Annotated in this window: 14 protein-coding genes and 1 pseudogene; 10 read left to right on the top strand and 5 right to left on the bottom strand. The window is 69.6% G+C overall.

Annotated elements, in window-relative coordinates:
- Positions 1-67: 67 nt before the first annotated feature.
- From ACIP63_RS31135 to ccsB, 4 genes are read left to right on the top strand one after another with little or no spacing between them, the layout of a single operon-like run.
- Entirely contained in the window at positions 68-673 is a 606-nt protein-coding gene (locus tag ACIP63_RS31135; RefSeq protein ID WP_401522300.1) for a TlpA family protein disulfide reductase, read from the top strand.
- Positions 674-678: 5 nt separating this feature from the next.
- Positions 679-1,443 carry a cytochrome c biogenesis CcdA family protein gene (locus ACIP63_RS31130; RefSeq protein ID WP_401522496.1) on the top strand — a complete coding sequence of 255 codons (765 nt, stop codon included), beginning with the start codon at positions 679-681 and terminating at the stop codon, positions 1,441-1,443.
- A 4-nt stretch (positions 1,444-1,447) separates the two neighbouring features.
- Entirely contained in the window at positions 1,448-3,142 is a 1,695-nt protein-coding gene (locus ACIP63_RS31125) for a cytochrome c biogenesis protein ResB (RefSeq protein WP_401522298.1), read from the top strand.
- Positions 3,139-4,221: a c-type cytochrome biogenesis protein CcsB gene (gene ccsB, locus ACIP63_RS31120; protein ID WP_401522295.1), complete on the top strand. Its 1,083-nt coding sequence runs from the start codon at positions 3,139-3,141 to the stop codon at positions 4,219-4,221. The genes ACIP63_RS31125 and ccsB overlap by 4 nt, the downstream gene beginning before the upstream one ends.
- Before the next feature lie 64 nt (positions 4,222-4,285).
- Here the strand turns inward: ccsB and ACIP63_RS31115 are convergent, their stop codons facing one another.
- Together ACIP63_RS31115 and ACIP63_RS31110 are read right to left on the bottom strand one after the other, a co-directional pair.
- Positions 4,286-5,611 (bottom strand): aldehyde dehydrogenase family protein, encoded by a 1,326-nt coding sequence (locus ACIP63_RS31115; RefSeq protein ID WP_401522292.1) that lies wholly within the window; start codon positions 5,609-5,611, stop codon positions 4,286-4,288.
- Positions 5,608-6,303, bottom strand: coding sequence for a type 1 glutamine amidotransferase domain-containing protein (locus tag ACIP63_RS31110; protein WP_401522289.1), 696 nt, complete (start codon positions 6,301-6,303; stop codon positions 5,608-5,610). The genes ACIP63_RS31115 and ACIP63_RS31110 overlap by 4 nt, the downstream gene beginning before the upstream one ends.
- 167 nt (positions 6,304-6,470) lie before the next feature.
- Here ACIP63_RS31110 and ACIP63_RS31105 point away from each other — a divergent pair, with 167 nt between their 5' ends.
- Complete coding sequence (locus ACIP63_RS31105; protein ID WP_033301617.1) at positions 6,471-6,911, top strand: MarR family winged helix-turn-helix transcriptional regulator; 441 nt, start codon at positions 6,471-6,473, stop codon at positions 6,909-6,911.
- A 33-nt stretch (positions 6,912-6,944) separates the two neighbouring features.
- On the opposite strand, the gene ACIP63_RS31100 is transcribed toward ACIP63_RS31105, so the two are convergent.
- On the bottom strand, positions 6,945-7,385 hold the full coding sequence (locus tag ACIP63_RS31100; RefSeq protein WP_401522285.1) for a PLD nuclease N-terminal domain-containing protein: 441 nt from the start codon (positions 7,383-7,385) through the stop codon (positions 6,945-6,947).
- A gap of 88 nt (positions 7,386-7,473) precedes the next feature.
- Between ACIP63_RS31100 and ACIP63_RS31095 the strand changes: the two genes are divergently transcribed.
- Positions 7,474-8,931, top strand: a complete 1,458-nt coding sequence (locus tag ACIP63_RS31095; RefSeq protein ID WP_401522283.1) for a menaquinone biosynthesis decarboxylase — start codon at positions 7,474-7,476, stop codon at positions 8,929-8,931.
- Positions 8,910-9,833 (top strand): menaquinone biosynthesis prenyltransferase MqnP, encoded by a 924-nt coding sequence (mqnP, locus tag ACIP63_RS31090; protein ID WP_401522280.1) that lies wholly within the window; start codon positions 8,910-8,912, stop codon positions 9,831-9,833. Before ACIP63_RS31095 ends, mqnP begins: the two co-directional genes overlap by 22 nt.
- Positions 9,834-9,836: 3 nt before the next feature.
- Here mqnP and ACIP63_RS31085 read toward each other — a convergent pair.
- Positions 9,837-10,441: pseudogene (locus ACIP63_RS31085) on the bottom strand (rhomboid family intramembrane serine protease).
- Positions 10,442-10,554: 113 nt separating this feature from the next.
- On the opposite strand from ACIP63_RS31085, the gene ACIP63_RS31080 reads away from it, so the two are divergent.
- Positions 10,555-11,220 carry a UbiX family flavin prenyltransferase gene (locus tag ACIP63_RS31080; protein ID WP_401522493.1) on the top strand — a complete coding sequence of 222 codons (666 nt, stop codon included), beginning with the start codon at positions 10,555-10,557 and terminating at the stop codon, positions 11,218-11,220.
- 10 nt (positions 11,221-11,230) lie between these two features.
- Here the strand turns inward: ACIP63_RS31080 and ACIP63_RS31075 are convergent, their stop codons facing one another.
- Positions 11,231-11,380 (bottom strand): hypothetical protein, encoded by a 150-nt coding sequence (locus ACIP63_RS31075; RefSeq protein ID WP_393758489.1) that lies wholly within the window; start codon positions 11,378-11,380, stop codon positions 11,231-11,233.
- Between the two features lie 121 nt (positions 11,381-11,501).
- On the opposite strand from ACIP63_RS31075, the gene ACIP63_RS31070 reads away from it, so the two are divergent.
- Positions 11,502-11,957 carry an Lrp/AsnC family transcriptional regulator gene (locus ACIP63_RS31070; RefSeq protein ID WP_104786757.1) on the top strand — a complete coding sequence of 152 codons (456 nt, stop codon included), beginning with the start codon at positions 11,502-11,504 and terminating at the stop codon, positions 11,955-11,957.
- 92 nt (positions 11,958-12,049) lie between these two features.
- The gene (mqnE, locus tag ACIP63_RS31065) at positions 12,050-13,213 is read left to right on the top strand and encodes an aminofutalosine synthase MqnE (RefSeq protein ID WP_401522490.1); all 1,164 of its coding nucleotides are present in this window, start codon (positions 12,050-12,052) and stop codon (positions 13,211-13,213) included.
- Positions 13,214-13,296: the final 83 nt, after the last annotated feature.

Genomic DNA, 13,296 nt, shown 5'->3' with positions numbered 1-13,296 from the left:
CAAGGGGCTTTACGGTCACCGAGGGGGGTGCCCAAGATCCCCGGAACTGCCATGCGAAACTTTTCACATGAGCTCTGGCCGCGTACCCCGACGCCGCTTCACCCTGCTCGCCGCAACCGCGGTGGCCGGTGCCCTGACCCTGTCCGCATGCAGTGGTGACGGCGCCAAGGCGGGCGGCGGCGGCAACACGAATTTCGTCACCGGCAGCGGAGGGATCTCCACCGTCGCCAAGGGCGAACGCACCGACGCGCCGAAGCTGGACGGCACGACCCTGGACGGCAAGGACCTCGCCGTCGCCGACTACAAGGGCAAGGTCGTCGTCCTGAACTTCTGGGGATCCTGGTGCGGCCCCTGCCGCGCCGAGGCCAAGCACTTCGAGAAGGTGGCGAAGGCGACCGAGGACCAGGGCGTCCAGTTCGTCGGCATCAACACCAGGGACCCGCAGAAGTCCCTCGCGGTCAGCTTCGAGAAGGACTTCGGAGTCACCTACCCGAGCATCTACGACCCGACCGGGAAGCTGCTCCTGCGCTTCCCGAAGGGCACGCTGAACCCGCAGGCCATCCCGTCGACCGTGGTCATCGACCGGGACGGGCAGCTCGCCGCCCGCTCGCTCGCCGCGCTCGACGCCACGAAGCTGCGCGAGATGATCGACCCGCTGGTCGCGGAGAAGTGACTCCGGTGCTCGAACTGGCCGCGGTCACCGGCGGAAACGAGACGGTCCTCAGCGGGGCCCTCGTAGTGGCGCTGCCCATCGCCCTGCTCGGCGGTCTCGTCTCCTTCTTCTCGCCGTGCGTCCTGCCGCTCGTGCCCGGCTACCTCAGCTACGTCACCGGGGTCAGCGGCGCCGACCTGGCCGAGCGGCGGCGCGGCAGGACCGTCGCCGGGGCCTCGCTCTTCGTGCTCGGCTTCACCGTCGTGTTCGTGTCCGGCGGCGCGCTCTTCGGCTTCTTCGGCCAGACGCTCCAGGAGTACAGCGGGACGCTCTCCAAGGTCCTCGGCGTACTGATGATCCTCATGGGGATCTTCTTCATGGGCCTCATGCCCTGGATGACGCAGCGCGAGTTCCGCATCCACAAGCGGCCGGTGACCGGCCTGGTGGGAGCACCGCTGCTCGGCGCCCTCTTCGGGATCGGCTGGACGCCCTGCCTCGGCCCGACGCTCGCCTCCGTCAACGCGCTCGCGTTCGAGCAGGCGACGGCCGGCCGGGGGGCGGTCCTGTCCGTGGCGTACTGTCTCGGACTCGGCGTCCCCTTCGTCCTGGCCGCGGTCGCCTTCCGCCGGGCGCTCGGCGCGTTCGGCTGGGTCAAGCGCCACTACGCGTGGGTCATGCGGATCGGCGGCGGCATGATGATCGTGACCGGAGTACTCCTGCTGACGGGCGCGTGGGACGTGCTCATCCAGGAGATGCAGGTCTGGTCCAACGGCTTCACTGTGGGGATCTGAGTCCATGAGCAACACGAACACCACGGACGAGCGCGACCTCGGCGAGGCCGGGGAACAGCTCTCCACCGCCCCGCGCGAAGAGTCCGCCTCCTCCGTGCCCGCGATGGGCGTCATCGGCTGGGCCCGATGGTTCTGGCGCCAGCTCACCTCGATGCGGGTCGCGCTGATCCTGCTCTTCCTGCTGTCGCTCGGCGCGATCCCCGGCTCACTGATCCCGCAGAACAGCGTGGACGAACTGAAGGTGCAGACCTTCAAGGAGGCCCACACCACCGTCACGCCGATCTACGAGAAGCTCCAGTTCTTCGACGTCTACAGCTCGGTGTGGTTCTCCGCGATCTACATCCTGCTGTTCGTCTCCCTGATCGGCTGCATCGTCCCGCGCACCGGCCAGTTCATCGGCCAGCTGCGCGGCCGCCCGCCCGGCGCCCCGAGGAAGCTGACCCGGCTGCCCGCGTACACCACCTGGCGCACCGACGCCGAACCCGAGCAGGTCCGCGAGGCCGCCCTCGGCATCCTGCGCAAGCGGCGCTTCCGCTCGCACACGGTGGGCGACGCGGTGGCCGCGGAGAAGGGCTACCTCCGCGAGACCGGGAACCTGCTCTTCCACATCGCGCTGATCGTCATGCTCGTCGCGTTCGCTGGCGGCCAGCTCTTCAAGTCCGAGGGCGGCAAGCTGATCGTGGAGGGTGACGGCTTCGCCAACACGATCACCCAGTACGACGACTTCAAGTCGGGCTCGCTCTTCGACACCGACGACCTCACCCCCTTCAGCTTCGACCTGGAGGACTTCGTCGGCACGTACGAGCGGAGCGGCCCGCAGCGCGGTACGCCCAGGACCTACGAGGCCCGCGTGACGTACGCCGAGGGCGCCGACGGTGAGCCGAAGAAGAAGGTCATCGAGGTCAACAAGCCGCTCGTCGTCGACGGCACGAAGGTCTACCTGAACGCCCACGGCTACGCCCCGGTCATCTCCGTCAAGGACGGCAAGGGCAAGGAGGTCTACAGGTCCGCCGTGCCCCTGCTGCCCATCGACAACAACGTCACCTCGACCGGCGCGGTCAAGGTGATGGACGGCTACAAGGGGACCGACGGCAAGAAGACCCAGCTGGGCTTCCAGGCCTTCTTCGTACCGACGTTCGCGGGCGACGGCCAGGGCACGATGTTCTCCCAGTACCCCGGACTCGACTACCCGGTCCTCGCGCTCAACGGCTACTACGGCAGCCTCGGCGTCGACTCCGGACTGCCGCAGAACGTCTACCAGCTCGACACGTCCAAGATGAAGGAATTCAAGGACAGCAACGGGGACAAGCTCAAGAAGCGACTGCGTCCCGGCGAGACCATGAAGCTCCCCGACGGCGCGGGTTCGGTCACCTTCGAGAGCGTCGAGGAGTGGGCCAGCTTCCAGATCTCGCGCCAGCCCGCCAGCGGCTGGGCGCTCACCGGCGCCGTCGCCGCCATCATGGGGCTCGCCGGTTCGCTCTTCATCCAGCGCCGCCGCGTCTGGGTGCGGGCCGTGAAGGGACCGGACGGGGTCACCGTCGTCGAGATGGCCGGCCTGGGCCGCAGCGAGTCCGCGAAGCTGCCCGAGGAGCTGGCCGATCTCGCGGTCGCGCTCAACACCGTGGCGCCCACCGCGTCCGAACCCGAACCCGAGACCGAACAACCTTCCGAAGAACCTGCCGAAGGGGCTGAGAAGTGAATCTCGCCGCCGCAACCAACGAGAATCTGGCGAACATCAGCAACACGCTGATCTATTCCTCGATGGCCGTCTACACCCTGGCCTTCTTCGCGCACATCGCGGAGTGGGTGTTCGGCAGCCGCAGCAAGGTGGGCCGCACGGCCGCCGCGCTGACGGGGTCGGCCACCGACGGTTCCACGGTGAAGGTGCAGGTCGCGCAGAAGGGCGGCTCCACCGCCGTACTGGAACGTCCCAAGGTCGTCACGCGCTCGGCCGCGGGGACCCGTGACGTCCCGGACGGCCCCGGCGCCGCGGGCGGCACCTTCAAGGGCGACCTGTGGGGGCGGATCGCGGTCTCCCTGACCGTCGTCGCCTTCGCCGTCCAGGCGGGTGGAGTCGTCGCACGCGCCCTGTCGGTGCAGCGGGCCCCCTGGGGCAACATGTACGAGTTCTCGATCACCTTCTCCACCGTGGCGGTCGGCGCGTACCTGATCCTGCTCGCACTGAGGAAGAACGTCCGCTGGATCGGCCTGCTGCTGGTCACCACGGTCCTGCTGGACCTGGGCATCGCGACCACCACGCTGTACACCGACAGCGACCAGCTGGTCCCCGCGCTGCACTCCTACTGGCTGTGGATCCACGTCTCCACCGCCATCATCTGCGGTGCCGTCTTCTACCTGGGCGCGGTCGGCACGCTGCTCTACCTGTTCCGTGACAGCTACGAGAACAAGATCGCCAACGGCGGCACGCCCGGGAAGTTCGCGTCCTCCGTCCTGGAGCGGCTCCCCGCCGCGAAGACCCTGGACACCTTCTCGTACCGCATCAACGCGGCCGTCTTCCCGCTGTGGACGTTCACGATCATCGCGGGCGCGATCTGGGCGGGCGACGCCTGGGGCCGCTACTGGGGCTGGGACCCCAAGGAGGTCTGGTCCTTCATCACCTGGGTCGCGTACGCCGCCTACCTGCACGCCCGCGCGACGGCCGGCTGGAAGGGCCGCAAGGCCGCCTACCTGGCGCTCGTCGCCTTCGGCTGCTGGCTCTTCAACTACTACGGCGTGAACATCTTCGTCACCGGCAAGCACTCCTACGCCGGAGTCTGACCGGCACATGCCGCGAGGGCGCGACCGCACCGAAGCGGTCGCGCCCTTGCGGCATGTACGGGCCTCAGCCCAGCGGCGTGTCCAGGACCGCCTTGCGGTGGCTGAAGGTCTCCAGGGAGTACCGGCCGTGGTAATTGCCCATGCCGCTCTCGCCGACCCCGCCGAACGGCAGGTCCGACACGGTCAGATGGGCCAGCGGCAGGCCGATGCCGACCCCGCCCGAGGACGTCTCGGCCAGCAGCCGTTCCCGTACGGCGGGGGACTCCGTGAACGCGTACAGCGCGAGGGGCTTGTCCCGGGCGTTGATGAAGTCGACGGCCGCGTCGAGGCCGTCCACGGTGAGGACCGGCAGGACCGGGCCGAAGATCTCCTCCCGCATCACGGGGGAGTCCGGGGCGACATCGGCCAGCACGGTCGGGGCGATGTACTTCGTGTCCCGGTCGTGTGCGCCGCCCGTCACCGTACGGCCGGAGTCCAGGAGGCCCACCAGCCGGTCGAAGTGACGCTCGTTGACGATCCTGCCGTACTCCGGGGAGAGCGAGGCGTCCGGGCCGAACCGCTCCTCCACCGCCGCCGCGAGCGCTTCCGTGAGGGCGGGCGCGGTCTCCGGGTCCGTCAGGACGTAGTCGGGGGCGACGCACGTCTGACCCGTGTTGAGGAACTTCCCGGAGACCAGCCGGGCGGCCACCGTCTTCAGGTCCGTGCCGCGGTCGACGAACGCGGGTGACTTGCCGCCCAGTTCGAGCGTCACCGGCGTGAGGTGCTTCGCCGCGGCGGCCATCACGATGCGGCCGACCGTGCCGTTGCCCGTGTAGAAGATGTGGTCGAAACGCTCGGCGAGCAGCGCGGTGGTCTCCGGGACCCCGCCCTCCACCACGGCGAGCGTGTCGGCGTCCAGATACTCCGGCAGCAGCCGGGCGAGGGCGGCGGAGGTGGCGGGCGCCAGCTCGCTGGGCTTCGCCACGACGGTGTTGCCCGCGGCCAGCGCGCCGGCGACAGGTGCGAGCAGCAGCTGCACCGGGTAGTTCCAGGGCGCGATGACGAGGACGACGCCGAGCGGGTCCTGCACGGTGTGGGCGGTGGCCCCGGCGAGGACGGCCGGTACGGGGGCGGGCTCGGGCTCCAGCCAGCCGGCCAGGCGCTCCAGGGTGTGGTCGATCTCGCGGACCGTGAAGTCGATCTCGGTCCGGTATGCCTCCTTGCGGCTCTTGCCGAGGTCGGCGTGAAGCGCCTCGGCCAGGTCGTCACCCCGCTCGGTGAGCAGGGCGCGCAGGCGCGTCAGTTGGTCCGTGCGCCAGGCGAGGTCCCTGGTGCGGCCGGTACGGAAGGCTCCACGGAGCCGGGCCACGACATCGGCCGGGGTCTCCCGCACGGCCTCGGCGGCGCTCACAGGGCCGCCAGGATCTCGCGGGCCAGCTGCTCGGAGGAGGCCGGGTTCTGGCCGGTGTGCAGGTTGCGGTCGTGCACGGTGTGCACCGACCACGCGTCGGCGGCGGTGTAGTCGGCGCCGAGCTCGACGAGGCGGTCCTCCAGCAGCCAGGGTGCCTTGTCGGCCAGGCCGGCCTGGGTCTCCTCGGCGTTGCTGAAGCCGGTCATGCGGTAGCCGGCGAACGGCCAGCTGCCGTCCTCGCGGCGCGCGGGGAGCAGGGCCGCGGGGGCGTGGCACAGGACGGCGACCTGGGTGCCGGAGTCCAGGGCGGAGGTGAGCAGCCGGCCCGACGTCTCGTCGACGGCCAGGTCCTCCATGGGGCCGTGGCCGCCGGGGTAGAAGACGACGTCGTACGACGTGGGCACGACGTCCTCGAGCCGGGCGGGGATGCGGAGCGTCTCGTCGATGGCGGCGAGGTACGAGGCCACGGCGTCGGCCTGGTCCTGGCCGCCGTTGTACTCGGCGGTGAGGCTGACGCTGTCCACGGTGGGGGCGACCCCGCCGGGGGTGGCGATGGTGATGTCGAAGCCGGCCTGGGAGAAGACGCGGTGGGGGGCGGCGAGTTCCTCCGCCCAGAAGCCGGTGGGGTGGGCGGTGCCGTCGTTGAGTGTCCAGTGGTCGGCACCGGTGAGGACGAAGAGTACGGAGGACATGGGGTGCTCCCTACGAGACGCGAGGCGCGTGGAACATGAAGCTTGATATGCTCAAGCAATACCCTTCATGTAACGGGTCAAAGTTGAGCATGTCAAATGAATGCGGGTGCGTGGCGGACAGCGTCCGGGCCTCCGGACCACGCGCACCGATCGAAGGATGACCGACCATGACGACGGAACCGGCACCCCGCGCCGTCCCTACTCCGGACGAACTGCTCGAACCTCTCGCAGTCGTCGTCCGTGGCCACCACGACGACCTCACCGCCGTCGCCGGCCGCCACGGTCTCAGCACCTCGCAGGCCCGGGCGCTGATCGCCCTCAACGAACCCATGCCCATGAGCGCGCTGGCCAGTCATCTGGTGTGCGACGCGTCCAACGCGACCGGTCTGATCGGCCGTATGGAGGCCCGCGGCCTGGTGACGCGCACCCCCGCGCCGGGTGACCGCCGCTCCAAGGTGGCCTCCCGCACGGCGGAGGGCACCGAGCTGGCGCACCGCATCCGCGCCGAGATGCGCGTGGTGCACGGCGCGCTGGAGGCACTCACCCCCGAGGAGCGCACGGCCCTGCTGCCCCTGCTCGACCGGCTGGGGCGGCTCCTGTCCTCCTGACCTCACGACCTCATGAACCCGTGAGGACAGGGCTCATGAGGTGGCGGGCGGAGCCGAGTCGTCGGGGCCGGCGCCGCCCTCACGGCGCTTCAGGTCCTCCTCGCGGCGGCGCAGGTCGGCCTCCCGCTCGTCGAGGCGCGCCTCGTCGCTCCTGACTTCGTCGCTCCTGGCCTCGTCCTTCAGCGCCTTCTCGTCCCTCAGCGAATTGAGGAAGTCCGGGTTGTCGTCGGGCGCCACCCACGTCGTGCGGCGGCCGCGGTGCCATTCGGAGGGAGTACGGCCCCCCGCGGGCGCGTGGCGCGTTTTGCCCGCGGCCAGCCAGACGATCGGTCCGACGATCCAGAACAGCAGGATGATGAAGACCCAGGCGATCTTCGGCAGGTGCTTGGCCTCGTCCTCCGGGGTGTTCAGGCAGTCGATGAACGCGTAGATCGTCAGTGCCAGCGGCAGGAGATAGATCAAGGCCCTGAGCATGGTGGAGGTCCCCCGAGGTGAGGTGGGGAGGCGCACGGACCGCCCCCGGTGACGGGCCCAGGGTAGCGGGTGTCCGATACTTGACCGTATGGCTTACGACGATCTTCGCTCCCTGCTCCGGGCTCTGGAGCGCGAGGGCGATCTCAAGCGCATCAAGGCCGAGGTCGACCCGTATCTGGAGGTCGGCGAGATCGTCGACCGGGTGAACAAGGCGGGCGGGCCCGCGCTGCTGTTCGAGAACGTCAAGGGGGCGTCCATGCCCCTGGCCATGAACGTCTTCGGGACCGACCGGCGGCTGCTCAAGGCGCTCGGGCTGAAGTCCTACGCCGAGATCAGCGACAAGATCGGCGGACTCCTCAAACCGGAACTGCCGCAGGGCTTCGTCGGGATCCGCGAGGCCTTCGGGAAGCTCGGTGCGGTGACCCACCTGCCGCCGAAGAAGGTGAAGTCCGACAGCGCCCCCGTCCAGGAGGTCGTCCTCACCGGCGACGACGTGGACCTGGAGCAGCTGCCCGCGCTCTTCACCTGGCCCGAGGACGGCGGCTCGTTCTTCAACCTCGGCCTCACCCACACCAAGGACCCCGAGACGGGGATCCGCAACCTCGGGCTCTACCGGCTGCAGCGCCACGACAAGCGCACCATCGGGATGCACTGGCAGATCCACAAGGACAGCCGCAACCACTACCAGGTCGCAGCCAGGCGCGGCGAGAAGCTGCCCGTCGCCATCGCGTTCGGTGCGCCCCCCGCGGTCACGTACGCCTCCACGGCACCGCTGCCCGGGGACATCGACGAGTACCTCTTCGCCGGCTTCGTCCAGGGCAAGCGGATCGAGATGGTCGACTGCAAGACCGTGCCGCTCCAGGTCCCGGCGCAGGCCGAGGTCGTCATCGAGGGGTGGCTGGAGCCGGGCGAGATGCTGCCCGAGGGGCCCTTCGGCGACCACACGGGCTTCTACACACCCCAGGAGCCCTTCCCCGCGCTGAAGATCGACTGCGTGACGATGCGGAAGCGCCCGCTGCTGCAGTCCATCGTCGTGGGCAGGCCGCCCACCGAGGACGGTCCGCTGGGCCGGGCCACCGAGCGGTTCTTCCTGCCCCTGCTCAAGATCATCGTCCCGGACATCGTGGACTACCACCTGCCGGAGTCGGGCGGCTTCCACAACTGCGCGATCGTCTCGATCGACAAGAAGTACCCGAAGCACGCCCAGAAGGTGATGAGCGCCGTCTGGGGCGCCCACATGATGTCGCTGACCAAGCTGATCGTGGTCGTGGACTCCGACTGCGACGTCCACGACCTGCACGAGGTCTCCTGGCGGGCGCTGGGCAACACCGACTACGCCCGCGACCTCACCGTCGTCGAGGGCCCGGTCGACCATCTCGACCACGCCTCCTACCAGCAGTTCTGGGGCGGTAAGGCCGGCATCGACGCGACGAGGAAATGGCCCGAGGAGGGCTACACCCGGGACGGCGGCTGGCCGGCCATGGTCGAGTCCGACCCGGATACGGCGGCGAAGGTCGACCGCCGATGGAAGGAGTACGGACTGTGAGTGCCTCAGCCGCCGCTGTGCCGCAGCCCCGCAGCAAGCCCCGCGCGTTCCTGCGGCTGGTGATGATCGAGCACTCGGTCTTCGCGCTGCCCTTCGCCTACATCGCCGCGCTGACCGCGATGTTCCAGCTGGACGGCACGTTCCACTGGGGCACGCTGCTGCTCGTGACCGTCGCGATGGTCGGGCTGCGCACGTTCGCGATGGCCGCCAACCGGATCATCGACCGGGAGATCGACGCCCGTAATCCGCGCACGGAGGGCCGGGAGCTGGTGACCGGCGCCGTCACGGTGAGGTCCGCGTGGACCGGCGCGATCGTGGCCGTCGTCGTCTTCCTGGGCGCCGCCGCCCTGCTGAACCCCCTCTGTCTGGCGCTCGCCCCGGTCGCCGTCGTGCCGATGGTCGTCTATCCGTACGGCAAGCGGTTCACGAACTTCCCGCACGCGATCCTGGGGATCGCCCAGGCCATGGGGCCGATCGGCGCCTGGCTGGCGGTGACCGGGAGCTGGTCGTGGGACGCGGTGATTCTCGGGCTCGCCGTCGGCATCTGGATCGGCGGCTTCGACCTGATCTTCGCCTGCCAGGACGTGCAGGCGGACCGGGCCCACGGAGTGCTCTCCTTCCCCGCACGCTTCGGGATCCCGGCCGCCCTCTGGGGCGCCCGGGTCTGCCATGTGGTGACGACCGGGCTGCTGGTGTGGTTCGGACTGGCCACGGACGCGGAGATCTTCTACTGGATCGGCATGGTGGTCGTCGCCGTGGCCTTCGTGTACGAGCACCGGGTCGTGCGGCCGCACGACCTGTCACGGCTGAACCGGGCCTTCTTCTCGGTCAACGGCTTCATCGGGATCGCGCTCTTCGCGTGTGCGCTGCTCGATCTGCTGGTGCGGGGCCTCACGCCCTGACCCTCATACCGTGATGTAGCCCTTGGGCTCCTGCGGGCGGCGGGGGCGGCGGAAGAAGAACGCCGACGCCACCCCGCCTATGAGGCCGAAGAGGTGGCCCTGCCAGCTGATGCCGGAATCCGTCGGCAGCACGCCCCAGAGCAGGGAGCCGTAGACCGCGGCGATGATCACGCCGACGACGATGTCCAGCGGGCGCCGGTCCACGAAACCGCGGACCAGGAGATAGCCGAAGAGGCCGAAGACCACGCCGGACGCGCCGAGCGTCACCGTGTTCGCGGGCGCGGTGAGCCAGACGCCGACGCCGGCCGTCACGATCACGACGAGCACCACGGCGGCGAACCTGCGTATCCCGCCGAGCGCGGCGATGAAGCCGAGCACCAGCAGCGGGACGCTGTTGGACGCCACGTGCTCCCAGCCGCTGTGGAGGAACGCGGACGGGACGACGTCGGCCAGCTCGGCGGGTTCGCGCGGGCTGACGCCGTAGCTGTCGAGGGAATGGCCCGTCGCCATGTCGATGCCTTCCAGCAGCCACAGCAGCGCGACCCAGGCGGCATGACCGCGCCGGCCGTGACGGCCCGCGCGGTGGCGGTGGTGCGTGTTCCCGTCATGGTCACCCCCTGTCCATGGCTGTTCCCTCATCCGTTGCAACGTCCGGAGCCCCTGGCTCAGTTCCTGGGACGGGGTGCCGGATAGGCTCGGCGGTGTGACAGCCGGGACTTCGATGAGTCAGCAGGAGCGCAGGCCTTGGATTGTCGGGGTATCGGGCGCATCGGGCACGCCGTTCGCGGCCTCGGTGCTGCGCGGACTGCTGGCGGCCGGGGAGAGCGTCGATCTGGTGGTCAGCCGTGCCTCGCGGCTGACGCTCCTGGACGAGACGGGGATCGCCTTCCGTGACGCCCACTGGCAGGAGGACCTGCGGAGCTGGCTGGCGCGTGGCGCGGACGGGAAGCCGGAAACCTTCCGGCCCGGCATCGACGGCGTACGCCACTGGGCGGCCGGCGATCTGGCGGCAGGGCCGTCCTCGGGTTCGTATCCGGCGAAGGGGATGCTGATCGTCCCGGCGTCGACGGCGTGTGTGGCGGGAGTGGCGCTCGGGCTCTCGAAGGACCTGCTCCAGCGGGCCGCGAGCGTGACGCTCAAGGAGCGGCGGAAGCTGGTCGTGGCGGTGCGCGAGACGCCGCTCAGCGGTCAGACGCTCAAGCAGATGGTCGCGCTCGACGAGGCGGGCGCCGTGGTGCTGCCCGCCTCTCCGGCGTTCTACGCGGGGGCGACGCACATCCAGGACCTGGTGGACTTCGTCGCCGGGCGGGTGCTGGACGCGGCGGGGGTGCCGCACCAGCTGTACCGCCGGTGGGAGGGGGAGCTCGGTGGCGCCTCCCGGAGCTGAACCGGTGGGGTCAGCGCTTCTTCCTGCCGATGCGCGGGGCGCGGGCGCGGTCGACGCGGTGGGCGGCGGCGGGCTGGTGGGCACGCGAGCGGTTGGCCAGGTCCTGCAGCTCGCGCATCCGGGCGTAGGCCATCTCGATCGAGTACACGGTGAAGTTCACTCCTGAAGATTCGAAAGCATTTCTTGGATACTGAGAAAGATTTGCAGGGACTGACCCTGTTGTGCCTTAGATTCTACACGTAAGCTCGCGGTACTGCTGAACAATGGAAGGTTTCAGTCACATGGACGCGGTGGACAGGCAGCTCATCCAGGCCCTCAGAGAGAACGGCAGGGCCTCGTACGCCGAGCTGGGACGGCTCGTCGGGCTCTCCGGGCCCAGCGTCACCGACCGCATCAACCGGCTGGAAACCGCCGGTGTCATCACCGGATACCGCGCGACCGTCGACGCCGCGTCGCTCGGGCTCGGCGTCACCGCCCTGATCGGCATCTCCCTCTCCGACGCCGCCGACCACGAGGACGTCGCGCACCGGCTGAAGGACCTCGCCGAGATCGAGGACTGCTGGTTCATCGCGGGCGACGACTCGTTCATGCTCAAGGTGCGGGTCGGCGACGTGGACGGCCTGGAGAAGACCATCCGGCGGCTCAGCGGCACCAGGGGGGTCTCCCGGACCCGTACGACGGTCGTGCTCTCCACCAAGTGGGAGAACCGGGTCGGGGAGCTCCCCGAGGAGGAGTGACGCCGAGCGGTGACGGGGGTGCCTCCGCCCGGAGGGCGGGGGAGTACCGTGGGCTGCCGGAACGGCTACAGAGAGACATGGGAGGCGCCCTAGTGGACGCGGGACTCAAGCGCGAGCTGGAGCAGAAGGTCCGGGCCGGCGAGCGGCTGACCCGCGAGGACGGGATCGCGCTCTACGAGTCCGACGACCTGGCGTGGCTCGGCGGGCTGGCCCACGAGGTGCGTACGAGGAAGAACGGCGACGTCGTCCACTTCAACGTCAACCGTCACCTCAACATGACCAACGTGTGCACCGCGTCCTGCGCGTACTGCTCGTTCCAGCGCAAGCCGGGCGAGAAGGACGCGTACACGATGCGCATCGAGGAGGCCGTCCGCCTCGCCAAGGCGATGCAGGGCGAGAACCTCACCGAGCTGCACATCGTCAACGGGCTGCACCCCACCCTGCCGTGGCGCTACTACCCGCGCTCGCTCAGCGCGCTCAAGGAAGCCCTGCCGGAGGTGGCGCTCAAGGCGTTCACGGCGACGGAGATCCACCACTTCGAGACGATCTCGGGGCTCTCGGCCTCCGAGATCCTCGACGAGCTGATCGAGGCCGGTCTGGAGTCGCTGACCGGCGGCGGCGCCGAGATCTTCGACTGGGAGGTCCGCCAGCACATCGTCGACCACAACACCCACTGGGAGGACTGGTCGCGCATCCACCGTCTCGCGCACGAGAAGGGTCTCAAGACCCCCGCGACGATGCTGTACGGGCACATCGAGGAGCCCCGTCACCGCGTCGACCACGTGCTGCGGCTGCGGGAGATGCAGGACGAGACCGGCGGCTTCCAGGTCTTCATCCCGCTGCGCTACCAGCACGACTTCGTGGACATGAAGGACGGCAAGGTCCGCAACACCCTCCAGGCGCGGACGTCGATGGCGACCGGCGCCGAGGCGCTCAAGACCTTCGCGGTCTCGCGGCTGCTCTTCGACAACGTCCCGCACGTCAAGGTCTTCTGGGTCATGCACGGCGTGCAGACCGCGCAGCTCGCACTCCAGCACGGTGCTGACGACATGGACGGCTCGGTCGTCGAGTACAAGATCACGCACGACGCGGACGACTACGGCACGCCGAACAAGCTCGGCCGCGAGGACCTGCTGGACCTCATCCGGGACGCGGGCTTCCGGCCCGTGGAGCGCAACACCCGGTACGAGATCCTGCGCGAGTACCCGGGTCCGGAGGCAGGCCGGCGCGAGACGCCGCAGCCGATGCGCGTCTGAGGCCTCGCGCCCGCCCGACGCCCCGCGCCCGTAGCGGGCCTCCCGCTGTACTGAAAGTCCCGGCCTGCCGTCCCCCGGCCGGG

The sequence above is a fragment of the Streptomyces sp. NPDC088746 genome, assembly GCF_044751065.1.
Classification (GTDB): Bacteria; Actinomycetota; Actinomycetes; order Streptomycetales; family Streptomycetaceae; genus Streptomyces.
Note: the sequence above shows the minus strand (reverse complement) of the source record. Positions and strands in the feature narration are given on the sequence as shown.